Annotated in this window: 20 protein-coding genes and 1 pseudogene; 7 read left to right on the forward strand and 14 right to left on the reverse strand. The window is 64.1% G+C overall.

The features are described from left to right. Positions 1–179 (reverse strand): annotated as a pseudogene (locus EOD29_RS26970) (5-aminolevulinate synthase); the annotation flags it as partial. A gap of 281 nt (positions 180–460) precedes the next feature. Between EOD29_RS26970 and galE the strand changes: the two are divergent. Then, positions 461–1,456 carry a UDP-glucose 4-epimerase GalE gene (gene galE, locus EOD29_RS26975; protein ID WP_127248457.1) on the forward strand — a complete coding sequence of 332 codons (996 nt, stop codon included), beginning with the start codon at positions 461–463 and terminating at the stop codon, positions 1,454–1,456. 181 nt (positions 1,457–1,637) lie between these two features. Continuing rightward, positions 1,638–2,894: a D-amino acid dehydrogenase gene (locus EOD29_RS26980; RefSeq protein WP_127248458.1), complete on the forward strand. Its 1,257-nt coding sequence runs from the start codon at positions 1,638–1,640 to the stop codon at positions 2,892–2,894. 85 nt (positions 2,895–2,979) lie between these two features. Here the strand turns inward: EOD29_RS26980 and EOD29_RS26985 are convergent, their stop codons facing one another. The 7 genes from EOD29_RS26985 to EOD29_RS27015 form a co-directional block, all read right to left on the reverse strand. Beyond that, entirely contained in the window at positions 2,980–4,344 is a 1,365-nt protein-coding gene (locus EOD29_RS26985; RefSeq protein WP_127248459.1) for an FGGY-family carbohydrate kinase, read from the reverse strand. Then, positions 4,341–4,655, reverse strand: coding sequence for an L-rhamnose mutarotase (gene rhaM / locus EOD29_RS26990; protein ID WP_206520505.1), 315 nt, complete (start codon positions 4,653–4,655; stop codon positions 4,341–4,343). Before rhaM ends, EOD29_RS26985 begins: the two co-directional genes overlap by 4 nt. Then, the gene (locus tag EOD29_RS26995; RefSeq protein ID WP_127248460.1) at positions 4,655–5,656 is read right to left on the reverse strand and encodes an ABC transporter permease; all 1,002 of its coding nucleotides are present in this window, start codon (positions 5,654–5,656) and stop codon (positions 4,655–4,657) included. Before EOD29_RS26995 ends, rhaM begins: the two co-directional genes overlap by 1 nt. Next, a complete protein-coding gene (locus EOD29_RS27000; RefSeq protein ID WP_127248461.1) occupies positions 5,653–6,630 on the reverse strand; it encodes an ABC transporter permease in 978 nt (325 codons plus the stop codon). The genes EOD29_RS26995 and EOD29_RS27000 overlap by 4 nt, the downstream gene beginning before the upstream one ends. Further along, complete coding sequence (locus tag EOD29_RS27005) at positions 6,627–8,183, reverse strand: sugar ABC transporter ATP-binding protein (protein ID WP_245475447.1); 1,557 nt, start codon at positions 8,181–8,183, stop codon at positions 6,627–6,629. The genes EOD29_RS27000 and EOD29_RS27005 overlap by 4 nt, the downstream gene beginning before the upstream one ends. A 119-nt stretch (positions 8,184–8,302) precedes the next feature. Then, entirely contained in the window at positions 8,303–9,298 is a 996-nt protein-coding gene (gene rhaS / locus EOD29_RS27010; RefSeq protein ID WP_095782942.1) for a rhamnose ABC transporter substrate-binding protein, read from the reverse strand. Between the two features lie 55 nt (positions 9,299–9,353). Next, positions 9,354–10,163, reverse strand: a complete 810-nt coding sequence (locus EOD29_RS27015) for a DeoR/GlpR family DNA-binding transcription regulator (RefSeq protein ID WP_095777439.1) — start codon at positions 10,161–10,163, stop codon at positions 9,354–9,356. A gap of 186 nt (positions 10,164–10,349) precedes the next feature. On the opposite strand from EOD29_RS27015, the gene EOD29_RS27020 reads away from it, so the two are divergent. The 3 genes from EOD29_RS27020 (at position 10,350) to ggt (ending at position 15,871) form a co-directional block, all read left to right on the forward strand. Further along, positions 10,350–12,452 (forward strand): bifunctional rhamnulose-1-phosphate aldolase/short-chain dehydrogenase, encoded by a 2,103-nt coding sequence (locus EOD29_RS27020; protein WP_127248463.1) that lies wholly within the window; start codon positions 10,350–10,352, stop codon positions 12,450–12,452. A gap of 163 nt (positions 12,453–12,615) precedes the next feature. Further along, positions 12,616–13,908 (forward strand): L-rhamnose catabolism isomerase, encoded by a 1,293-nt coding sequence (gene rhaI, locus EOD29_RS27025; RefSeq protein WP_127248464.1) that lies wholly within the window; start codon positions 12,616–12,618, stop codon positions 13,906–13,908. Positions 13,909–14,131: 223 nt separating this feature from the next. Continuing rightward, positions 14,132–15,871 carry a gamma-glutamyltransferase gene (gene ggt / locus EOD29_RS27030; RefSeq protein ID WP_127248465.1) on the forward strand — a complete coding sequence of 580 codons (1,740 nt, stop codon included), beginning with the start codon at positions 14,132–14,134 and terminating at the stop codon, positions 15,869–15,871. Here ggt and EOD29_RS27035 read toward each other — a convergent pair whose 3' ends face one another. The 3 genes from EOD29_RS27035 to EOD29_RS27045 form a co-directional block, all read right to left on the reverse strand. Next, positions 15,872–16,126, reverse strand: coding sequence for a hypothetical protein (locus tag EOD29_RS27035; protein WP_170950361.1), 255 nt, complete (start codon positions 16,124–16,126; stop codon positions 15,872–15,874). 212 nt (positions 16,127–16,338) lie between these two features. Continuing rightward, positions 16,339–17,727: a sigma-54 dependent transcriptional regulator gene (locus tag EOD29_RS27040; protein ID WP_067322825.1), complete on the reverse strand. Its 1,389-nt coding sequence runs from the start codon at positions 17,725–17,727 to the stop codon at positions 16,339–16,341. Beyond that, entirely contained in the window at positions 17,724–19,589 is a 1,866-nt protein-coding gene (locus EOD29_RS27045; RefSeq protein WP_095826079.1) for a sensor histidine kinase, read from the reverse strand. The genes EOD29_RS27040 and EOD29_RS27045 overlap by 4 nt, the downstream gene beginning before the upstream one ends. A gap of 235 nt (positions 19,590–19,824) precedes the next feature. Here EOD29_RS27045 and EOD29_RS27050 point away from each other — a divergent pair, with 235 nt between their 5' ends. Both EOD29_RS27050 and EOD29_RS27055 read left to right on the forward strand, forming a co-directional pair. Beyond that, on the forward strand, positions 19,825–21,159 hold the full coding sequence (locus EOD29_RS27050) for a dicarboxylate/amino acid:cation symporter (protein ID WP_095826078.1): 1,335 nt from the start codon (positions 19,825–19,827) through the stop codon (positions 21,157–21,159). A 196-nt stretch (positions 21,160–21,355) separates the two neighbouring features. Next, positions 21,356–21,937 carry a histidine phosphatase family protein gene (locus EOD29_RS27055; protein ID WP_127248466.1) on the forward strand — a complete coding sequence of 194 codons (582 nt, stop codon included), beginning with the start codon at positions 21,356–21,358 and terminating at the stop codon, positions 21,935–21,937. A 12-nt stretch (positions 21,938–21,949) separates the two neighbouring features. On the opposite strand, the gene EOD29_RS27060 is transcribed toward EOD29_RS27055, so the two are convergent. The 3 genes from EOD29_RS27060 to EOD29_RS27070 all read right to left on the reverse strand — a co-directional run bounded on the left by EOD29_RS27060 (position 21,950) and on the right by EOD29_RS27070 (position 24,003). After that, entirely contained in the window at positions 21,950–22,714 is a 765-nt protein-coding gene (locus EOD29_RS27060; RefSeq protein ID WP_095799402.1) for a pseudouridine synthase, read from the reverse strand. Between the two features lie 254 nt (positions 22,715–22,968). Next, on the reverse strand, positions 22,969–23,553 hold the full coding sequence (locus EOD29_RS27065; RefSeq protein WP_245307477.1) for a hypothetical protein: 585 nt from the start codon (positions 23,551–23,553) through the stop codon (positions 22,969–22,971). A gap of 9 nt (positions 23,554–23,562) precedes the next feature. After that, a complete protein-coding gene (locus EOD29_RS27070; RefSeq protein WP_066993921.1) occupies positions 23,563–24,003 on the reverse strand; it encodes a hypothetical protein in 441 nt (146 codons plus the stop codon). Positions 24,004–24,322: the final 319 nt, after the last annotated feature.

Here is a 24,322-nt window from a genome sequence, read left to right on the forward strand (position 1 = left end):
TGGCCCATGCCGAGATAGTCGTTGGAGCACCAGACGGTGATTTCCTGGGCGCGACCGTTGGAGCGCCAGATGGCGCGCGGGAACTTGCCCACGATGCGCTCGAGGTCGGCGAAAACGCGGTAGCGCCGCTCGGCATGGAGCTGGTCGATCGCGTCTTCGAAGAACCGCTGGTAGTTCATGTCGGCTTCCCAATTTTGCGCCGGATCATAGTCACGGGCCTATGTTACGTCCACCGCGCCGCACCGGTCAAAATGCCACGCCCCGCGCTTGTTCCTAACGATGCCGGATCATGGCCTATTCCCGGGGATGTGAACCAGCTTTGTTTCGGTACGATGCCTCGGGCAGGCGGAACTGTTACAGACTTAACACTAAAATGGGAGGCTAATGGGCTTACGGCGGGGTTTCCAGCACGGCGGCTGTTGAGACAGTTTCCGATAAATCTTGATCAGCGAGGTAAGCGATGACGGTTTTGGTGACGGGCGGTGCCGGCTATATCGGCAGCCACATGGTCTGGGAGCTTTTGGACGCCGGCGAAAGCGTCGTCGTGCTCGACAGGCTTTCCACCGGCTTCGAATGGGCGGTGGCGCCCGAGGCGGAGCTCGTCGTCGGCGACGTCGCCGATCGCGATCTGGTCGGCCGGATCATCCGGGAAAACAAGGTCGACGCCATCATCCATTTCGCCGGCTCGATCGTGGTGCCGGAATCGGTCGCCGATCCGCTCGGCTATTACGAGAACAACACCTGCAAGACGCGCGCGCTGATCGAAACCGCCGTGCGCGAGGGCGTGCCGCACTTCATCTTCTCGTCCACCGCAGCCGTCTATGGCGGCGCCGGGCTGGAGCCGGTGCGCGAGGACGCCCGGCTAGCGCCGGAATCGCCTTACGGCCTCTCCAAGCTGATGAGCGAGTGGATGCTGCGCGATGCCGCGATTGCGCACGACATCCGCTACACGGCGCTGCGCTATTTCAATGTCGCCGGCGCCGATCCCAAGGGCCGCACCGGACAGTCGACGCCCGGCGCCACGCATCTGATCAAGGTCGCCTGCGAGACGGCGCTCGGCAAGCGGCCATTCATGCAGGTCTTCGGCAAGGACTATCCGACACCGGACGGCACCTGCATCCGCGACTACATCCATGTCAGCGATCTGGCGGCGGCGCACCGGTTAGCACTGCAGCGGCTGCGCGATGGCGGGGAGAGCCTCGTCGCCAATTGCGGCTACAGCCATGGCTATTCGGTGCTGGAAGTGATTGACAGCGTTCGCCGCGCCTTCGGCCATGATTTCGACGTTCGCATGGGTGCGCGGCGGCCGGGCGACGCCGCCGCCGTGGTCGCCAATTCCGACCTTGCCCGCAAGGAGTTCGGCTGGACGCCGCAGCGCGACGATCTCGACCAGATCGTCAAGGATGCGCTGGCCTGGGAACGCATCCTGACGACCAAGAACTCCGTTCGAAACTAAGCAGTTCAGGAAAGTGTGTAGCGGTTGGGTTCGGCGACTTCGCCGTAGCCTTCGTCCCGGAATTGCGTAATGAGACTGACCTGTTGGGCCAAGGGCTCGTCCGGCGAGTTTAGACGCGGTATTGAGGCTCATGCGGTGGTGTGCCGAAGGCGCACTGTTGGAATGAGCCTTGAGGGACGGCATGAAGGTCTTGGTGCTCGGCGCCGGCGTGATTGGCACGGCGGCCGCCTACTATCTGGCTAAAGACGGTCATGAGGTGACGGTGATCGAGCGCCATGAGGCAGCGGCGCGCGGCACCAGCCAGTCGAACGCCGGCCTGGTCTCGCCGGGCGACGCCACCGCCTGGGCCTCGCCGGCGGCGCTCAAGACCTTTCTGCGCGCGCTCTGGAACCATGACCTCGGCATCAAGGTCCGGCTGCGCCTCGATCCGTATTTCTATGCCTGGAGCCTGCGCTTCCTGCGCGAGTGCACCGTAGCGCGCCTGCGCGCCAACACCGACGTCAAGCTGAAGCTCGCGCTCTATTCGCGCGACTGCATCAATGCGCTCTCGGAGGCGACCGGCATCCATTACGACGAACGCAAGAAAGGCATCCTCTACTTCTTCCGCTCGCAGAAAAGCTTCGACACCGGCACCGACAATTACCGCTACCTCGGCGAGCGCGGCCTGCCGATCGAGATCGTCGGCCGCGACCGCTTGGCCGAGCTGGAGCCGGGCCTTGCCAGCGTGAAGGACAAGATCGCCGGCGGCATCTATTCTCCAATCGACCAGACCGGCGATTCCAAGCAATTCGTCGACAAGCTCGCCGCCTATGCGGCCGAGAAGCTCGGCGTCAGGTTCCTGTTCGGCACGACAATCGAGGGCCTCGACATCGAGGGCGACCGGGTGCGAGCCGTGATGACCTCGGCCGGACCGGTTGCGGGCGACGCCGTCGTCATCTCGATGGGAGCCGAAAGCGGCCTGTTCGGCCGCCGCTACGGCATCGACCTGCCCGTCTACCCGGTGAAGGGCTACACCGTGACCGTCCCGCTCGAGGACGAGAGCAAGGGCCCGACCATGGGCGGCGCCGACGAGGACCGGCTGATCGGCTATTCGAGGCTGGGCAACCGGCTGCGGATGTCCTCGACGGCGGAATTCATAGGCTTCGATCGCAGCTTCAAGCCGGGTGATTTCAGAACCATCCTGGAAACCGGCAAGGACCTGTTCCCGGGCGCCTTCGACGAGAAGAAGGCGCTGCTTTGGGCAGGCCTGAGGCCGATGATGCCGAGTTCCGTGCCCATCTTCGGTCAGGCGAAATACCGCAACCTCTATCTCGACACCGGCCACGGCCATCTCGGCTGGACCATGGCTTGCGGCTCGGGAAAATTCCTGTCCGACCTCGTCGCCGGCCGCAAGCCCGAGATCGATACGCAAGGGTTGCTTTACGCGACAGCGGGCTGAGACGTTCGGTCCGCAAGTTGCCACCGGCCTATGTCGGCGCTGGTCGGCGTGACCTGTCAAGTTGTGGCAAATACCATGGCGGGGATCACGTCCCGACGACCCGCTGCCACGCTCGCGCGTAATCATGCCAAGCCGGATCTGCGGGTGGCTCGGTCCGCTCGCCTTTGCTGATGACGGTAGCGCCGTCTAACGCCAGCAGTGCCGCGCCGATGCTCGTTCCTGTCGACGTCTCCGACGCAATGACAGCCCGTCCCGTTGCCGCCGCCAGCATGCGGATAAAAAGCGGGTTCCGCGCAAAGGGCCCTTCGACCGTCGTCGGCCCGTCGCCGCCAATCAACTCCAGGCAGGTCACCGTCATCAGCGCCAGATAGAACGAGATTGCGGTGAAGCGCTGGCCGGGAGGCAAGCCCTCGGCGTTGACCCATTGCGCGGCGCGGTGAGGGAATGGCCCGGAGCCTTGTTGGGTTGACGGCAGAAGCGATGCTTTTCGTGCCAGCGCGGCGGCAACATCGGCCTCGGTCCAGTCCTGCCGCTGGCCTTCAGTCAGCAGCGAAAACTCGCGTCCACCCATGAAGCGCGCCGACGGCACGGGATCGCCGAGCGCATTGACATTGACCAGCGTGTCGCGCGCCGGGTCGAGCTCGACCTTCTTGCCGCCGACCGCCATCGACACCACCCATGTGCCGGTCGAGACGACGGAGAAGGGCGGCAGATCGGACAACAGATGCGGCAGAAGCGAGGCGTTGGAGTCGTGCAGGCCGCAGAACACGGGAGTCGCGGGGTCGAGCCCTGTCAGTCGGGCAATCGCCGGCAGGATCGATCCGAGCCTGTCCTTCGCCCGACGCACGGGCGCCATCAGCGGACGCCAGCCCATCCTGTCGACCAGCGAGGAATAGTCGGACGTCCAGGGGTTCCACAGATCGGTGTGGCAGCCCAGCGATGTCACTTCGTTGGCGGCGACGCCGGTCAGCCGCAGCGCCCAATATTGCGGATACATCAGCATCGCGGCGGACTTGGCGAATTCCACTGGAAAGCGCTTTTGCTGCCAGAAGAATTGCGCGCCGAGATTAAGGCCGATGGGCAACCGCGGCGTGCCTGTTTCGGCGAAGGGAGCGCGTACGGCGTCGTAGTCGGCCGCAAGTTGGTCGGGGCCGTCGAACTCATAGTCGAGCACCGGCAGCACCAGTTCGCCGGCGGCGTCGACCAGCGCCCCGGTCGCGCCATGCGTGGTGATCGAGATCGCATCGATCCGCCGCTCGCGGTTGATATCGGCGAGGCTGTTCAGGATGAACGTCCACAGCGCCTCGACATCGTGATAGGGGCAGGGCGCCTGCCAAACGGGCGCGTTCGCGGTGCGGCGCAGCGCGATCTCGCTCGGCGTCGTGAGCTCGACCAGCGCCACCTTGGCGTTGGTCTTGCCGATATCGATGACGGCGACGTGGCGGATCATGCCATATGGAACATGGTTTCCAGCGGCACCGCCACCGGCTCATTGTCGGGTTTGGTTTCCATGAGGTCGGCCATATGCGCCCACCAGCGCTGCATCACAGGATGTTTCGGCAGGTCGGCCATGCCGTGATCGTCGCGTCGCCACAGCACGCCGAAGAGGATGCTGGTCTCCTCGTCGAGATGGATCGAATAGTCGGAGACGCCGGCATCTCTCAGCAGCTCCGCCAGCTCAGGCCAGATCTCGTCATGGCGGCGCTTGTACTCGGCCTTCATGCCGGGATTGAGCTTCATCTTGAAGGCGTGTTTCTCCATCAGGCGAAACGTCCTTCGCGCAGCCGCCGCCACACGATCGGCAGCGCAATGACGATGATCAGCAGCAGGCCGATGAAGATCGACATGACGATGCCGGGCACGTTGAGCAGGCCGAGGCCGAAGGTCACCAGCCCCATCATGAAGGCGGCAAGCACCACGCCGAGGATGCTGCCGGCGCCGCCGAGGATCGATACACCTCCCAGCACCACCATGGTGATGGCCTCCAGCTCATAGCCCTGCGCGATCGACGGCCTTGTCGAGCCGAGCCGCGACGTGATCAGCACCGAGGCGATGCCCGACATCAGCCCGGTGAGGCAAAACAGGATGAATTTGATGCGGTCGACGCGCACGCCGGAGAATTGGCAGGCGACCGGATTGTTGCCAATGGCAAAGACGCGCCGGCCGAAGCTCGTGCGATGCAGCACGAACCAGTAGACCAGCGCCGCGAGAAGGAACAACGCCAGCTCGAACGAGAAAACCCACCAGACATAACCCTGGCCGAAGAAGGCGAAACTCTCCGGATATCCCTTATAGGCCTGGTCGCCGAGGATGATGAAGGCGATCCCGCGGAACAGGCTCATCGTGCCGATGGTGACCACAATGGAGGGCAGGCCGAGCCTGGTGACGAGCAATCCGTTGAAGGCGCCGCAGCCGAGCCCGACGGCGATGCCGATCGCGACCAGCACCGGCGTGCCGGCGCCCGCCTGCACCGCCATGCCCATCATCGTCGAAGCGAGCGCGACGATCGCGGCAACCGACAGGTCGATCTCGCCCGAGATGATCAGCAGCGCCATGGCGAGCGCGATCAGGCCCTTTTCGGTGAAGTTGAAGGTCAGATCCGAGAGCGACCACGGGTCGAGGAAATAGGGCGAGGCCAAGCTGTTCACCGCGAAGATGAGGATCGCGATGACGACGAGCAGCGCCTCCCAGGAAAAGATCGCCGAAGAAAGCGGCTTGTCGAGCCGGTCGGGGATATGGCGCGGGGCAGGGGTGTCGGTCATGCCGCTTCCGCCTTTCTGAGGATGATGCGACCCTGCCGGCGCTCGCCGCGCGCGTTGAGCACCACGGCCAGGATGATGGCGCTGCCCGAGATCGCCATCTGCCAGAAGGGCGAGATGTTGATGACCGGCAGCGCGTTGGAGATGATGCCGAGGAAGAGCGCGCCGAGCACCGCGCCGCCGACCGAGCCGATGCCGCCGGCGATCGAGATGCCGCCGATGACGCAGGCGGCGATGATGTTGAGCTCGTAGCCGTTGGCGACTTCGACCGAGGCGATCACGTAGCGCGAGATCCATAAGTACCCGGCTAGCCCGCCGATCATGCCGGAAATGCAGAAGACGATGAACTTGGTGCGGCCGACATCGATGCCGGCATAGACCGAGGCGGTCGGGTTGACGCCGATGGCATAGATCGAGCGGCCGATCTGCGTGCGCGTCATCGCCAGAAAGAACAGCGCAATGACGAGAAGCGCGATCCACGACAGCACCGGCAGGCCGAGGAAGGCGGCGCGCTGGAAGTTGATGAAGTCGGGGCTCATCTGGTCGGCATTGACCCAGGCGCCGCCGGAGACGACGAAGGTGGCGCCGCGATAGATGGTGAGCGTGCCGAGCGTGACCACGATCGACGGGATATTCAGCCGCCACACCAGGAAGCCGTTGATGGCGCCGAGTAGGAGGCCGACAAGCAGTGCGATGACGATCAGCACCGGGATCGGGATCGCCGGATGGGCAGCGTTGAGCATCGCCACCACCATGCCGGTGAAGCAGAGGTTGGACGCCATCGACAGATCGATCGAGCGCGTCAGGATCACTACCATCTGGCCGAGCGCCAGGATCATCAGGATCGAGGTGTCGTTGAACACCTGGCGCAGATTGGCCGGATAGGCAAAACCGGGGAAGCGGGTCGAGATCAGCCCGATCAACAGGACGATGCCGGCGAGCAGCCAGATCTCGCGATATTTGAGAAAATTCTTCATGCCGCGATCCCCGCTGCGGTCCTGACCAGCGTCTCGGCGTCGAGGCCTTTGTTGTCGTAGGTGGCCGCGATACGGCCTTCACGCATGACCACGACCCGGTCGGACATGCCGAGGATTTCCGGCAGTTCCGAGGAGACCATGATCACCGATAGCCCCTGCGCCACGAGCTCGGCCATGAAGCCGTGCACAGCGGCTTTGGAGCCGATGTCGATGCCCTTGGTCGGCTCGTCGAGGATGATGACCTTCGGCGTCGTCGCCAGCCATTTGGCGATGACCACCTTCTGCTGGTTGCCGCCAGAAAGGGTGCCGACATCCTGGCTGAGCGACGAGGCGCGCAGGTCCAGCCGCTCGGTGTAGGAGCGGGCAAGTGAGAATTCTTCCGCCAGCTTGAGCACACCGGATTTCGAGGTGCGCGCAAGCGAAGGCAGCGATATGTTCTGAAAGATCGGCAGGCCGATGACGACACCCTGCTTGCCGCGCTCTTCCGGCACATAGACGATGCCGGCCTCGATCGAATCCGCCGCCGATTTCGGCGCGATTGAGTTGCCGTCCAGCGAAATCGTGCCGCGGCTGGTGCGCGTAATGCCGGCGATCGCCTGCATCACCTCGCTGCGGCCGGCACCGACGAGGCCATAGAAGCCGAGGATTTCGCCCTTGCGCAATTCGAAGCCGATATCGTCGAACTCGGTCGGGTGCGACAGGCCGGAGACCGACAGCACCGGCGCGCCGATCTTCGGCTCGCGCTGCGGAAAGATGTGGTCGACGTTGCGGCCGACCATCATACGCACGATCTCGTTCTGGCCGGTGTCCTTGAGCAGGCCTTCGCCCACCATCTCGCCGTCGCGGAAGACGGTGTAGCGGTCGGCGATGCGGTAGATCTCGTCGAACTTGTGGCTGATGAAGAGCACCGCCTTGCCTTCGCTCTTCAGGAATTCGATCAAGAGGAAAAGTTCGTCGATCTCCTTCATCGAAAGTGCGGCGGTCGGCTCGTCCATGATGACGATGCGCGCGTCGATGGACATGGCGCGCGCCACCGCCACCAGATGCTTGTTGGCGATGCCGAGGTCCTTCAGGCGGGTGTCGGCGTCGATGTGGCCGGCGCGCATCGTCTCCAGCACCTCGCGCGCATTTTTGCGCATGGTGCGCCAGTCGATGGTGCCGAAGCGGGTGCGCGGCGCATGGCCGAGGAAGATGTTTTCGGCGACCGAAAGGTCGTCGAACAGCACCGTCTCCTGATGGATGGCGGTGATGCCGTGGCCGAAGGCGGCATGCGCGCTGGGCAGCGTCGTGGCCTGGCCGTCGATGCTGATTTCGCCGGCGTCGGGCTGGTAGATGCCGGTCATGATCTTGACCAGCGTCGACTTGCCGGCGCCGTTCTCGCCGATCAGCGCCGTCACCTGTCCGGGATAGAGCGACAGGCTGACATTGTGCAGCGCCCGAACGCCCGGAAAACTCTTGGAGATGCCTAAGAGCGTCAGGCGCGGGGCCAATTTGTCCTCGCCCTCGCGGGGAGGGTCGCGAACAACGTGAGCGGGATGAGGGTTGTCTAGCATATCAAGTTAAGGTCCTGGTGCATGGAAGCGTCGTCACCCCCGCCCCGTCTCGCCAGTTTTGCTTCGCGACACCGCCTCGCCGACCCTCCCCACAAGGGGGAGGGTGCAAGCTCCTCAGATCAATAGATCTTTGAGAACTTCTCGATGTTGGTCTTGTCGAACTGGAAGGGCGGAGCCATCGCAGCCGAGTTGGTGTCGTCGAGCGTCACCTTGCCGACGCGGCCGATCGACAGCGTGGCGCCGGGCTTGGCCTCTTCTTTCTTCACCGCCAGGTCATGCGCGAGATAGATCGCCGAGTAGCCGAGGTCGATCGGGTTCCACAGCGCGACCGCCTGGCTGGCGCCGTTGTCGATGAACTTCTTGAACTCCGACGGCAGCGCGAGGCCGGTGACGTTGACCTTGCCAATCAGGTTCTCGTCGGTGACGACCTGCGCGGCGGCAACGACGCCGACGGTGGTCGGCGCGATGATCGCCTTGAGGTTCGGATAGGATTTCAACAAGCCCTTGGCTTCGTCGGTGCTCTTGGCCGAGTCGTCGTCGCCATAGACGGTGGCGACCAGCTTGATCTTCGGGAACTTCTCCGGCAGCACCTTCTTGGCCGCTTCGATCCAGGCATTCTGGTTGGTCGCGGTCGAGGATGCCGAGAGGATGGCGACATCGCCGCCTTCCGGCAGGTAGTCGGCGGCGAGCTTGATGATGGTCTCGCCGATCAAATTGGTGTCGGACGGGTTGAGGTGGAGCTGGCGGCCCTCCTTGGCGACGCCGGAGTCCCACGAGATCACGGTGATGCCGCGATCCATCGCCTTCTTCAGCACCGGCACCAGCGCATCGGCGTCATTGGCCGAGACGGCGATGGCATTGACCTTCTGCGCGATCAGCGAGTTGATCACCTCGATCTGCGCCTCCGCCGTCGCCTTGGTCGGACCGGTGTAGATGACGTCGACGTCGCCCAGTTCCTTGGCCGCTTCCTCGGCGCCCTTGTTGGCGGCGTCGAAGAAGCCGTTGCCGAGCGACTTCACGACCAGCGCGATCTTGACGTTCTCGGCATAGGCGCCATTCACGAACATGGCGGCGGAAAAGGCCGCCGTGACCAGCAGTTTCTTCAAAAAGCTCATTCGAATATCCTCCCTTGAGCGTTGCATTCCATCCCGCTGCGGGCGCGAGCTGTCCTCAGGCCTGCAGCGAAGATTCCTCCTTGTCGCTTGACTGTTTGCGGGCGACGATCAGCGCCACGCCCGCGGTTTCCAGCATCTTGGCTTCGCGGTCGTCGATACCGTCGTCTGTGATCACGGTCGTGATGCGCGACAGCCCGCACAGGATCAGGCTGGAGCGCATGCGAAATTTCGAGGAATCGACCAGCACCACCAGCTCGTCGGCCTGGTCGATCAGTTTTTGCTCCGCCTGGATCAGCAGCGGGTCGCCTTCCATCAGGCCGAGCGGTCCCAACCCTTGAGCGCCCATGAACATGCGCCGCGCATAGAAATTGCGCGTCACGTCGTTGTCGAAGGGCGACAGGATGATGTTCTGCTCGCGATAGATCGTGCCGCCCGACAGCATCACCGTGTTCTTCGAGTGCTTGAGCAGGTGCTCGGCGATCGGGAACGAGTTGGTGAAGATCGGCATGCGGCGGCCGGTCAGGAAATGCACCATCTGGAAGGTCGTGGTGCCGCCATTGATGATGATCGGCTCGCCGTCCTTGCAAAGGTTCACCGCTTCGCGGGCGATCGCCCGCTTCTGCGCGGCGTTCAGCGTTTCGTTGACCGAGAAGGGCCGGCCGGCAAGGCCGATGACTTGCGGCGGTGAGATCGCCTCGGCGCCGCCGCGCACCCGGCGCAGCCGCTTTTGCACATGCAGCGCCGCGATATCGCGCCGAATCGTCGCCTCGGAGGAGTCCGTCAGGTCGACCATTTCCTGCACCGTCACCACAGGCTTTTCCTGGACGGCGGACAGAATGATCCTGTGGCGCTCTTTTTCGTGCATGGTTCCTCCCTGCCTGGCTATCAGGCACCAGAAAACGCGCAATGTCAATCATTTCCGATCACATATTTTCATTGTGCAGTGCAATATGATCGATCTTGATCGTTTATGATTGACAAGAGGCCCTGTTGGGTAGACATTCCAGCCAAATTGGACTGCTCGGTTTTAGCGTCCCAAGGGAGGATACCTATGCTCGACAAGCGCTCCGGCTCGCGCCTCGCCAATCTGTGGGACGATGCAAGGGCCGAAGGGATGAGCGGTCCCGAGCTTCTGGTCTATCGCTCGAACACGCTGGGTTCAGACAAGCGCGTCACCAATTATGGCGGCGGCAACACCTCGTCCAAGGTCTGGCAGAAAGACCCGCTGACCGGTGAGGACGTCGAGGTGCTGTGGGTCAAGGGCTCGGGCGGCGACAGCGCTTCGATCAAGCTCGACGGGTTTGCGACCCTCTACATGGACAAGCTGCGCGCGCTGAAGAGCCTCTATCGCGGCGTCGACCACGAGGATGAGATGGTGGGCTATCTGCCCCACTGCACCTTCAACCTCAATCCGCGCGCGGCCTCCATCGACACGCCGCTGCATGCCTTTGTGCCGAAGGCTTGCGTCGACCACATGCATCCCGATGCCATTATCGCGATTGCCGCGGCGAAGGACTCCAGAGCGATCACGAAAGAGGTGTTTGGCGAGGCCATCGGCTGGCTGCCTTGGAAGCGGCCGGGCTTCGAGCTTGGGCTGTGGCTGGAGAAATTCTGCCGCGAGAACCCCGACGCCAAGGGCGTGGTTCTCGAAAGCCACGGCCTGTTCACCTGGGGCGACACGCCGAAGGAATGCTACGAAACGACGATTTCGGTGATCAATCAGGCGATCGACTGGTTCGAGCGCAAATCCGACGGCAAGGCGATCTTCGGCGGCGAGGTGGTGAAGGCGCTCGACGCGCCGGCACGGCGTGCCATTGCCGCGAAACTCATGCCGAGAATCCGCGGCCTGATCTCGGAAAAGAGCCATAAGCTCGGCCATTTCGACGACCAGCCGGCAGTGCTCGAATTCGTCAATTCGAAAGACCTGCGCCCGCTGGCGGCGCTGGGCACGTCCTGTCCGGACCATTTCCTGCGCACCAAAATCCGGCCATTGGTGATCGAGTTCGATCCGGCAAAGCCGGATGTCGATGCCGTCATCGCGCGCCTCGCCGACGACATTGCGGCCTATCGGGTTGGCTACCAGGCCTACTACGACAGCTGCAAACATAAGGACTCGCCCGCCATCCGCGATCCGAACGCGGTCGTCTATCTGATGCCGGGCGTCGGCATGTTCACTTTCGCCGGCGACAAGGCGACGGCGCGCATCTCCGGCGAGTTCTACGTCAACGCCATCAACGTCATGCGCGGCGCCTCGACGGTCTCGTCCTATGTCGGCCTGCCGGCTCAGGAGGCCTTCGACATCGAATACTGGCAGTTGGAAGAAGCCAAGCTCCAGCGCCTGCCGAAGCCGAAGGCGCTGGCGGGACAGATCGCGCTGGTCACCGGCGGCGCCGGCGGCATTGGCCGCGCCACGGCCAACCGGCTGCTGCGCGAAGGCGCCTGCGTCGTGCTGGCCGATATCGATGAGGCCGCGCTTGCCGGCGCTCACGAAGAGCTGTCGAAGGCCTACGGCAAAGACTTCGTCCGTCCGGTGCGCATCGACGTGACGTCGGAAGATCAGGTCACTTCGGGCTTTGCCGAAACTTCGGTCGAGTTCGGCGGCATCGACATTCTGGTTTCCAATGCCGGCCTGGCCTCCTCGGCGCCGATCGAGGAAACAACGCTGGCGTTGTGGAACAAGAATATGGACATCCTGTCGACCGGCTATTTCCTCGTTTCGCGCGAGGCTTTCCGGCTGTTCCGCGCGCAGAAGATCGGCGGCAATGTCGTCTTCGTCGCCTCCAAGAACGGCCTTGCCGCTTCGCCCAACGCCGCCGCTTACTGCACGGCCAAGGCGGCCGAGATCCATCTCGCGCGCTGTCTCGCGCTTGAGGGTGCGGAGGCGCAGATCAGGGTCAACGTCGTCAATCCGGACGCCGTGCTGCGCGGCTCCAAGATCTGGACCGGCGAGTGGAAGGAACAGCGCGCCGCCGCCTACAAGATGTCGACCGACGATCTCGAGGAGCACTACCGGTCGCGTTCGATGCTGAAACGCTCGGTATTTCCGGAAGATATCGCCGAAGCGATCTACTTCTTCGCGTCCGACATGTCGGCCAAGTCGACCGGCAACATCGTCAATGTCGACGCCGGCAACGCGCAGAGCTTTACGCGGTAAATTGTCAAAGCCAGCGCTGCCCCTCACCCTTACCCTCTCCCCGTAAGAACGGGGCGAGGGGGCGCCAGCGCTGGAGCGCGTCCCTTCTCCCCGTCACTATACGGGGAGAAGGTGCCGGTAGGCGGATGAGGGGCAGCGCCGACGAATATTTGGGAGGGACAGAATGTCCAAACAGATCATCTCAGCCGACCTCGTCGCCAACCACAACTCAGCTCGCCAACCCGCCCTCGAGCGCGACTACGCCTCGCTCGGCGAACGCCTCGACCGGCGCGGCATTGCCATCGACGCCATCCGCGACCAAGTCGAAAAATTCGGCGTCGCGATCCCGTCCTGGGGCGTCGGCACCGGGGGCACGCGTTTTGCCCGTTTTCCCGGCGCCGGCGAGCCGCGCGACATCTTCGACAAGATCGAGGATTGCGCCGTCATCAGCCAGCTGACGCAAGCGACGCCTACCGTCTCGCTGCATATCCCGTGGGACAAGGCCGATCCGAAACGGCTGAAGCAGGCGGCGGCGCGTTTCGGGCTCGGGTTCGATGCGATGAACTCCAACACCTTTTCCGACGCGAAGGACCAGAAGCTCTCCTACAAATTCGGCTCGCTGTCGCACGCCGATGCCGGCACGCGCCGCCAGGCGGTCGAGCACAATCTCGAATGCATCGAGATCGGCAGGACGCTTGGGTCGAAGGCGCTGACGGTATGGATCGGCGACGGCTCGAACTTCCCCGGCCAGGTCAGTTTCGCCAAGGCCTTCGAGCGCTATCTCGACGCCATGCGGCAAATCTACGCCGGCCTGCCGGACGACTGGCGGCTGTTTACCGAGCACAAGATGTACGAGCCGGCCTTCTATTCGACCGTCGTGCAGGACTGGGGCACGAACTACATCATCGCCAAGGAGCTCGGCGACAAGGCCTTCTGCCTCGTCGACCTCGGCCACCACGCGCCCAACGTCAACATCGAGATGATCGTGTCGCGGCTGATTCAATTCGGCAAGCTCGGCGGCTTCCACTTCAACGATTCCAAATATGGCGACGACGATCTCGACGCCGGTTCGATCGATCCTTACCGGCTGTTTTTGGTGTTCAACGAGCTGGTCGATGCAGAGCTTTCGGGTGCCAAGGGCTTCCATCCCGCGCATATGCTCGACCAGAGCCATAACGTCACCGATCCGATCGAAAGCCTGATGCTGTCCGCGGTCGAGGTGCAGCGCGCCTATGCGCAGGCGCTGCTGGTCGACCGCAAGGCGCTGGACGGTTTTCAGGAAGCGAACGACGCGCTGATGGCGACGCAGACGCTGAAGACCGCCTACCGCACCGATGTCGAGCCGATCCTCGCCATGGCGCGGCTGAGAACCGGCGGCGCCATTGATCCGGTCGCCGCCTATCGCGAGGCCGGCTACCGGGCGAAGGTCGCGGCGGAGCGGCCGGGCGTCGCCGGCGGTGGCGGCGGGATCGTCTGACACCCTGATCCGGCCGCTTCGCGGCCGCCTTTCTCCCAAGGCAGAAGAGGTTGGCGTCGGCGCTGACGAGCTCCTTCCCCCGCGGGAAGAGGTCGGACTGCCCCGAATTGCCCTTCGCAATTCGGGGCAGGTGAGGGGCTCTGCCCAATGCTACTCCAATTGTTATTGGACTAACGCGCTCCAACGGTCTTTCCTGGGTGTCCCCCCGCCTTGGAGACCCACCATGCATCTCACCCGCCGGACGCTGATCGCCGTCAGCTTTGCGCTCACTGTTGCCTTCACACCATCGGCCGCCGTTTTTGCGGCTTCGCCGGCTCCCGCCAAGGGCGAGCACGGCATGGTGGTGACCGCCCAGCATCTCGCCACCGAAGTCGGCGTCGACGTGCTGAAGAAGGGCGGCAACGCCGTCGATGCGGCGGTCGCCGTCGGCTATGCGCTGGCCGTCGTCTATCCGAATGCGGGCAATATCGGCGGCGGCGGTTTCATGACCATCCGCTTGAAGGACGGCCGTTCGACCTTCATCGATTTCCGCGAGCGCGCGCCCCTTGCGGCGACCAAGACGATGTATCTCGATAAGGAGGGCAAGCCGATCAAAGGTGCCAGCCTCGACGGTTATCTCGCCGTCGGCGTGCCTGGTTCGGTGGCCGGCTTCGAGATGGCGCGCGAGAGATACGGGACCTTGTCCAGACAGGATCTCATGGCCCCGGCGATCGCCTATGCCAAGGACGGCTTCGTCCTCAACCAGGGCGACGCGGCCTCCTTCGCCGGCGGCGCCGACCGGCTGGCCAAGGATCCGGCAGCGGCCGCTATTTTTCTGAAAAAAGACGGGAAGCCCTATGGCATCGGCGAGAAGCTAGTTCAGTCGGACCTTGCGGCCTCGCTCTCGGCGATCTCCGAGAAAGGCCCCGATGCCTTCTACAAGGGGCCGATTGCCGACGCGATCGTCAAGGCGAGCGGCGCCAAGGGCGGCATCCTCGCCAAAGGCGATTTCGAGCAGTACGCGGTGCGCGAGCTGAAGCCGGTGACCTGTTCCTATCGCGGCTACGAGATCATCTCCTCGCCGCCGCCGAGTTCGGGCGGCGTCATCATCTGCGAAATCCTCAATGTGCTCGAAGGCTATCCGCTGTCCTATCTCGGAGCCGGCTCGGCTGAGACCGTCCACGTCATGGTCGAGGCCATGCGTCATGCCTATGTCGACCGCAATTCGGCGCTCGGCGATCCGGATTTCGTCGACAATCCGGTCTCGAAACTGCTCGACAAGGGCTATGCCAAGGACATCCGCGACAAGATCGATCCGTTCCGCGCCGGCGTCTCGAAGGACCTGATGCCCAAGGGTTTCGGCGAGTCGAAGGAAACCACCCATTATTCTATCATCGACAGGGATGGCAACGCGGTAGCCGTCACCTATACGCTCAATGGTTCCTTCGGCGCCGGCGTCGTCGCCGACGGCACCGGGATCCTGCTCAACAACGAAATGGACGATTTCACCCAGAAGCCCGGCGTGCCCAACCTCTACGGACTGGTCCAAGGCGAGGCCAACGCGATCCAGCCGAAGAAGACGCCGCTGTCCTCGATGAGCCCGACCGTCGTTGTGAAGGACGGCAAGCCGTTCATGGTCATCGGCAGCCCGGGTGGCTCGCGCATCATCACCATCACGCTGGAGGCAATCGTCAACGTCATCGACCACGGCATGAACATTCAGGAGGCGATCGACGCTCCGCGCATCCACCATCAATGGCTGCCCGACACCGTCTATGTCGAGCCTTTCGGGCTTTCTCCCGACACCGAAAGGCTGCTTGCCGGCATGGGCTATCATCTCGATCTCAGCGACCAGACCTGGGGCCAGGCGGCCGGCATCCTGGTCGGCGGCAAGAGCCTGGCGGAGATCGAGAAAGGCGGCGGCGCCCGCTACAACGGAGCCATCGACAGCCGCGCCGCTTCCGGCGAGGCGCTGGGCTACTGACTACACGACAAGGGTGATGGTTGAGGCAATCAGCAGCACCGCGGCAATGCCGACGAACAGCGCATAAATGCGCGGCCGGTCAATCAGCAGCGCGTTGCCCGAAATCCAGGCCGAAGTGGCGCCGCCCAACGCAAACAGGAAGCCGTTGCGGTGGCCGAAGGTCATCGACGCGGCCATCAGGCCGCCGATGATCAGCGCGCCGAACACGATGATGACGGCAACGGCATATTTCTCGAAATCATTGCCGCTGCCCATCGCCGGTCCCATGGCGTTGAGATTCGGCAGATCGTCGGGATCAAAGGGGCTGGCCGAGCCGTATTCGTCTTGACCGAGGGATTCGCGCATCATTCGTTCTCCGCTGAGCGGCAACAAACCATCAACGCTTGCCAAGTGCAACCGGCAAGGCCACCGCCATCATGCGTTCGCCAACCGGCTGGTGCCAACGTGCCACGGTTTCCTGGATAGCCTCAACGCCGGGGGCTTCGATCGGGTTCCACAAGCTTGATCTCTCTGGAAAAATCGCTGCGCACGATGCCGTGCCGCTGCAGCTTGTCGTAGAAGGTCTTGCGCGGAATGCCGAGCGCCTCGATCGTACGCCGGACATCGCCGCCATTGCGGCCAAGTGTCTCGCGGATGATCTCGGCCTCGTAGCGCTCCAGCCGTTCCGGCAAGGGCATCGAGACGTCCAAATCTGTCGGCTGAGCGGCGGGGCTGCTGCCGATCTCTTCCAGACCGAGCACGAAGCGCTCGGCAAAATGGGCGAGCTCGCGGACATTGCCGGGCCAGTCGTGTTCGCGCAGATGGCGCTGGACGGCGGCCGGCGCCGCGGGCACCTGGCGATGAAAGCGGGCAGCGGCGCGCTCGGCGAAATACCCGAACAGCAACGGCACGTCGTCCCGGCGCTCGCGCAATGGCGGGATCGAAAGCGTCACCACATTCAGCCGATAATAGAGGTCTTCGCGGAAATTGCCGCGCTGGCCGGGATCGCCGAGATCGATCTTGGCGGCGGCAACGACGCGCAGGTCGACCGGCCGGATTTCGTTGGTGCCGAGTGGCGTCACCTCGCGCATTTCGAGCACGCGCAGCATCTGCACCTGAGTGGAGGGCGGCATGCTTTCGATCTCATCGAGGAACAGCGTGCCGCCGCTCGAATGCTCGATGCGGCCGACGCGCTTCTTCTGCGCGCCCGTAAAGGCACCGGCCTCATGGCCAAACAATTCGCTTTCGATCACCGTCTCCGGCAACGTGCCGCAATTGAGCGCGACGAAATTGCCCTTGGCGCGGCGGCTCCAGCGATGCAGCAGGCTCGCCACCACCTCCTTGCCCGAGCCTGTCTCGCCGGTCACCAGCACATCGACATCGGTGTCGGCGATCTGTCTCAGCGTGCGGCGCAGCCGCTCCATAGCCGGTGTCTGGCCGATCAGCGGAAGGCCTTCCTGCGCCTGCTCGGCCGCTTCGCGCAAGGCGCGGTTCTCCATAACAAGACGGCGCTTTTCCGCGGCGCGCCATACACTTTGCGCCAGCCGGTCGGCCGCGAAGGGCTTGGTGATGAAGTCATAGGCGCCGTCCTTGATCGCCTTTACCGCCATGGCGATATCGCCGTGCCCGGTGACGAGGATGACGGGGATATCCGGGTCAAGGTCGACCACGAGGTCGAAAAGCTGCAGGCCGTCCATTTCGGGCATGCGGATGTCTGACACCAAGACGCCGGCAAAGCCGGCATCGAGGCCGGCGAGTGCCTCGCTTGCCGAGGAAAAGGCAGACACGGCAAAACCGGCAAGTTCGAGCGTCTGCTTCGTCGCCTTGAGCAGGTCACTATCGTCATCGATCAGGATGACCGGATTGCCGTCTGTCATCTCGGGCCAGCCTTCGAGAGATGGATGGTGAAGCGGGTGCCGGTCCCGCTGCTTGTCACCTCGATACGCCCGCCATAGTCGGCGACGATGTCCTTCGAGATGACGAGCCCGAGCCCCAAGCCCTTTTCCTTCGAGGTATTGAAAGGCGTGAACAGCGATTTCAGGATCGCCGGCGGAATCCCCGGTCCGTTATCGGACACGATCAGCGCGACGCCGTCGGCGGTTTCCGCGGCGGACACTTCGACCCGAGCACCGTCACGCCCCTCGAGCGCTTCCAACGCGTTCTGGAACAGGTTGATCAGCACCTGCTCCAACCGCAGCCGGTTCCCCATCACTTTCAGCGTCGCCGGCGGCAGCGTGATCGCCAGCGCGTCCAATCGGCCGGCAAAGCGGCTCCTGAGCAGCACCACTGCGCCTTCGATGACGCTGCGCAACTCGACCGGCTCGGCGGCGGTGCGACCCTTGCGGGCGAAAGCTTTCAGCTCCTCGGTGATGGAGCCGATGCGTTCGGTCAGCGCTGCGATGGCGCCGAGATTTTCCTCCGCCGGCGCCGTCTGCTTGCGTTCCAGGAAAACGCGCGCATTGTCGGCATAGGCGCGGATGGTCGCCACCGGCTGGTTGATCTCATGCGCGACGCCCGCGGCAACCTGGCCGAGCGTCGCCAGGCGGTTGGCCTGCACCAGCTCCTGCTGCATGACCTGCAGCTTGGCTTCGGTGCTGCGGTGGTCGGCGATCTCGGCCTGCAGCCGGTCGCGCGCGAGGCTGAGGTCCTGCGTGCGCTCGACGACGCGCCGTTCGAGTTCGGCGCGCGCCGCCTGCTCGGCAGCGATCCGCATCTGCGCGGACTGCCGGCGCCACAACAGATAAGCGGCCAAAGCGAGCAGCGGGACAAGGACGCCGAGGGCCAACAAACGCATTTCGCGCTGCGCCGCCGCGATCGGCGCTTCCGCCGGCACGAGATAGTCGAGGCGCCATGGCGTCGACGGCACGGCGGTGGATAGCCGCAGATACTCCGCGTCGCTGCCGCCGGGCGTGATGGCGTGCACCAGTGCGACATCGAGGCTCAGCGGTTGCGGTCTCGTGATGGGCAACGGCACCAGCGGAGCCTCGCCGAACTGCTGGCTGGCGCGGATGTCGGCCGCGACTGGAGCGGCCAGCGGCGCCGTCGTCATGAAGCGCCAGGAGGGCACGCTGGTGATCAGCACCACCCCATGCTCGTCGCTGACATAGGCCGGGCGGTTCGCCTCGTGCCAGTCGGCTTCGAGCTGGTCGAACTCCATCTTGACCACGACGACGCCGAGCGGGGCCGCCGCACTCCCGACACGGCGCGAAATGTAGAGGCCCGGGCGCTTGCTGACATTGCCGAGCGCGAAATACTCGGCCGTGCCGGATTGCATGGCGCCCGAGAAATAGGCGCGAAAACCGTAGTCATTGCCGACAAAGCTAACCGGCTCGCGCCAGTTGCTGGAAGCGATGGCCAGCCCGTCCGGGCCGGTGACGTAAAGCACCGAGGCCTTGGTGCCCGAAACCAGCCCTTCGAGCTTGCGGTTCAGCACGTCGATCGAGGCGGGGCTGCGCTCAGCGAGCGCGTCATGCACCTGCTGGTCTTCGGACAGAAGCAGCGGCAGCGCGCGCGGGTTTTCGAGCACCGCACGCAGCAGCGCCACCTTGAGATTGGCGTCGGTCCGCCCTTGCGCCGACAGCGCCTCGATCTCGGTCGAGCGTCCGTAGAGGCCGGCGCCATAGAGCGCTGCAAAGACGATGAGAAGCGCCACCGCCGCAAACAGCAGCCAGGCGCGCCGCGCCCGCCCGGCGAGCAGTTCGGGCGTCGAAGCGAGGGCAGCGGCGGGGCGTTGCAGCATCGCCCATTTGTGCATGATTTCGCACAAAGCACAATTCGAGCTATGCGGATCGCCGCACTGCGCTGTCGAATGGCAAAGCGCGTTGCGTCAGAAAACCAAACAAAATCAATGCTCGACGCCTCAAGGCGCAATCTGGCACGGCCGTTGCAAATGCATCCGCAGCAGCCGCGAGGCTGTGAAGGTCAACTGCCCCGGGAGGTCGAGGCTTCTCGATCGGGGCCGAACGGAGGACATCATGCAGACGGCAATCGCTGCCGCGGAACCGCGCGGCAAAGTTCCCTTTTATCGGCATCTTTACGTGCAGGTCCTGGCGGCGATCGCCGCCGGCATCCTGCTCGGCCATTTCTATCCCGACATCGGCGCCTCGCTGAAGCCGCTCGGCGATGCCTTCATCAAGCTGGTCAAGATGGTGATCGCGCCAGTGATCTTCCTCACCGTCGCGACCGGCATCGCCGGCGTCTCCGACCTGCATAAGGTCGGCCGGGTCGCCGGCAAGGCGATGATCTATTTCCTCGTCTTCTCGACGCTGGCGCTCATCGTTGGCCTGATCGTGTCAAATGTCGTCCAGCCCGGCGCCGGCATGCACATCAATCCGGCGACGCTCGACGCCTCGAAGGTCTCGACCTTCACCGAGAAGGCGCATGACACGACGATCGTCGGCTTCCTGATGAACATCATCCCCGACACCATCACCGGCGCCTTCGCCCAGGGCGACATCCTGCAGGTGTTGTTCTTCTCGGTGCTGTTCGGCGTCGCTCTCGCTTTGGTTGGCGAGCGCGCTCGTCCGGTGGTCGACTTCCTGCAGGCGCTGACGGCGCCGATCTTCCGCCTCGTCGCCATCCTGATGAAGGCTGCGCCCATCGGCGCCTTCGGCGCCATGGCCTTCACCGTCGGCAAATACGGCATCGGGGCGATCGCCAATCTCGCCTTCCTGATCGGCACCTTTTACCTGACGTCGCTGCTCTTCGTGCTGATCGTGCTGGGAGCGGTGGCATGGTACAACGGCTTCTCCATCCTGGCGCTGATCCGCTACATCAAGGAAGAGCTGCTCCTGGTGCTCGGCACTTCCTCGTCGGAGGCAGCGCTTCCCGGCCTGATGGCCAAGATGGAGCGCGCCGGCTGCAACCGCTCGGTGGTCGGTCTCGTCATCCCGACCGGCTATTCGTTCAACCTCGACGGCACCAACATCTACATGACGCTGGCAGCGCTGTTCATCGCCCAGGCGACCGACACGCCGCTCACCTTCGGCGACCAGATCCTGCTGCTGCTCGTTGCCATGCTGAGCTCCAAGGGGGCCGCCGGCATCACCGGCGCGGGCTTCATCACCTTGGCGGCCACGCTTTCGGTCGTGCCTTCGGTGCCGGTTGCCGGCATGGCGCTGATCCTCGGCGTGGACCGCTTCATGTCGGAGTGTCGCGCGCTCACCAACTTCGTCGGCAATGCCGTCGCGACCATCGTCGTGGCGCGCTGGGAAGGCGAGCTCGACCAGAAGCAGTTCGCCGCCGCCATGGCCGGCCAGATGCCGGAGGAGGCAGACCTCGCGCTCTCAGGCGGCCTGCAGCCGGCCTGAGCGATCGAAACAATTCCCGGAAAATTGCCTCGGTGACTTCACCGTAGCCTTCGATCCGGAGTTGCACAGACAACGAGCGTCCACCCAAGCCGAAACAGGCCGTGGCTCCGCCGCGGCCTGTTCTTTTTGTCGGACGCCGCATAGGGTGGCGCGGGCCGGCATTCTTGCCGGTGCATCCAAGCGTGAGGGCCGACGGATGAGCAGCGCGTTTCCCGAGATCTACCTTGTCCGCCATGGCGAGACGGAATGGAGCGCATCGGCAAAGCATACCGGCCGCACCGACATTCCGTTGACCGCGAAAGGCGAACAGGCCGCACGCGGCGTCGCCGACCGCCTCAAGGAGCAGACCTTCCAGGCGGTCTGGTCGAGCCCATCGCAGCGCGCCTTCGACACCTGCCGGCTGGCCGGCTTCGGCGAGCGCGCGCTCAAGAAGGCCGACCTGCAGGAATGGGATTATGGCGCCTATGAAGGCGTGACGACGAAGGAAATCCTTGCCGGACGTACCGGCTGGCAGTTGTTTCGCGACGGCTGTCCGGGCGGCGAGACGGCAGCCGATGTCGGCGCAAGGGCCGATGCGATCGTGGCCGAAATCCGGACGGCGGCCGGCAATGTGCTCATCTTCTCGAGCTCGCATTTCCTGCGCGTGCTTGCGGCGCGCTGGATCAGCCTGCCGCCGGAAGGCGGCGAACATTTCGTCCTCGATACCGCGAGCCTCAGCATCCTCGGCTACGAGCACGACCTGACCGAACCGGTCATCCGCCGCTGGAACCAAAAGTAGTTCCGGCCCCTGTTAAGCGGCAAGCATCGCCAGCTCCACGGCCGTTAAATGCCGCGCCTTGCCCTTCGCGAGATCACCCAACTGCAGCCTCCCGATCGCCACCCGCACCAGCCTGAGCACCTCGATGTCGAAGGCGCCGAGCATGCGGCGGATCTGGCGGTTGCGGCCTTCGTCGAGCACGATCTCCAGCCAGGCCGTGCGCCCGCCGCTGCGCAAGAGCGCGATCGAGCTCGCCGTCAGCAATTCCCCGTCGACGACAGCGCCTTGGCGGAACCGCTCGAGCATCTTCTCGTCGGGCGCGGAAGCAATCTGCACATGATAGGTCTTGGCGACATGCGAGGCAGGATCGAGCAAGCCGTTCGCCCAGCGCGTGTCGTTGGTCATCAACAGCAGACCTTCGCTCGCTTTGTCGAGACGGCCGACCGGCGACACGAAGGGCAGGTCAAGATCAGCAAGGCAGTCATAGACCGTGCCGCGCCCGTCGGGGTCGTCGCGCGTGGTGACCAGCCCGCGCGGCTTGTTGAGCATCAGATACACTTTTCGTTCCGCGGCGACCTGTGCGCCATCGACTGCGATGCGGTCGCGATCCGGATCGACGCGCAGCGACGGATCGCGCGCCACCTTGCCGGCAACTCGCACGCGTCCTTCGGCGATCATCAGTTCGGCCTGCTTGCGCGAGCAGAATCCTAGCTTCGACAGCGCTCGGTTGAGGCTGACTTTTCCAGCGATCGGTCGTCGCGGGAATTCGGGAAGCTGTCGTAGGGGCTTGCGTGTCATCGGCCGACAGATGCCATGCCGGGCAACGCCGGCGCAACCTGGCCGCCGTGCTTGCACTTCTCGCATTGCCTTTCGCTCGCAGATCGGCCGCACCTTGATCCCGCGCCAGATCCCGGCCGGCCTGGTCGCCACGCTCGCTGGCGGTCCCGTGCTGATGTGGCTGCTCCGGTGACGAGAAGCGGTGCAGCCAGCGTTTCGGGTGGTGACGAGTACCTGACTTTGCTGAACCGGCAGCGTCGTCGACCGCAATCAAATCACGGTTCCGGCGGAGCGCTCAACCGCCGGTAAGGGACGCCGTCGAAGGTTGCCGTCACGAAGCTCTTCACCGACATCTTGCGCTTATGGCCGTCGCTGCAGGCATAGACCGGCCAGCCGGCCTCGCTGCATTCGCTGGCCGCGCAGAGGCGGGCAAGGCAGTTGCCGACAGTCAGCCGGAAGCCGCCTTTGCCGGCGAAGCCCTGCAGCAGGCTGCCATCGGCCGAGCGCCATGTCCGCTGGCGAAATTCCGGCCGCAGGGCCAAAGGTTCGAGAGGGGCGGCGAGATTGGCGGTGCCGGTACGCGCCATGAGCTGAAGACGGTACCGGGCCATCCCGGTCGTATATGCGGTTACGAGGTCGGACTCACCCGAATACGCGGACGCCAGATCGGAGCGGTCGAAGAGAGGAGCCGCTCGCTCGCCTGCTTCTGTTGGCCTCGCAAGGGCAACAAGGGCGACAAGGGCCAAACAAGCTCGCACCATTTTGATTTCCAGCAGCCATGCATCTCCGGCCTGCCAGCGCCCCCGGCTGCCTTCCACACCATCCCGCCAATTGCTGCGCGGTGCAAGCCGCTGCGCCAATAACCCGTGTCACCCATTGGGCGCCGGCGGCAGTTCGAACAGGGTGGCGCCATTCTCCTGTCCCCGCTCGACATAGCCGATGAGCCGAAACCATTTTGCGACGTCCGGTCCATCGAGCCAGCTGCGCGAGTGCACGGGCAGGTTGCCGGCGAGCGCCTGGATGTGGCGGATGTGACGCCTGCAGAAGCGAACGGTTGCCGCTCTGAAGAAGTCCTCCTGCGCGGCAAACAGCGTGTCGGCCGCGTCGCCATGCTCATGCCAGGCGATAAAGGCGACGGCCTGCGCGCCCTCGACCAGCGCATGGGCCCGGCCTTCCTTCAGGTTCATCATCAGATTGTCGTAGGCGGCCTTGCTGTCCTTGCCGGCCGCCAGGTACTCGTCCGACATTCGCTTGGACAGGCCGCGGAAAACATCCTCGAGATCTCCGACCGTCGCTGCGCGTGCTCTCATTTCTCCTCCTGACAGCCCGGCGGGAGTTTGCCCCATGGGAGGAGGATCACCAAGCAAATGAAATCCGCCATGCGCCTGACACGCGCAAATGCATTTCACTTGGCTTAGATGGCCGGTTGCCGCGCTCCCTGCGAGGCGCAGCCTCGATTCCTCAATGGACACAGGTGTCCATTCAAGCTAAGTTCGCCCCGCGCGAAGGTGGACGACTTTGTCGAACCGCGGCAGAACGGGATGGGTTATGGACTTTCGAGGACGGGGCGAGTTGATTGCGCCGGTTCGGTACTGCGCCGCCGATATGGCGTCTCAAGGTTTCTTGGCC

Origin of the sequence: Mesorhizobium sp. M1A.T.Ca.IN.004.03.1.1, from assembly GCF_003997555.1 — a bacterium.
In the GTDB taxonomy this organism is placed as follows: Bacteria; Pseudomonadota; Alphaproteobacteria; order Rhizobiales; family Rhizobiaceae; genus Mesorhizobium.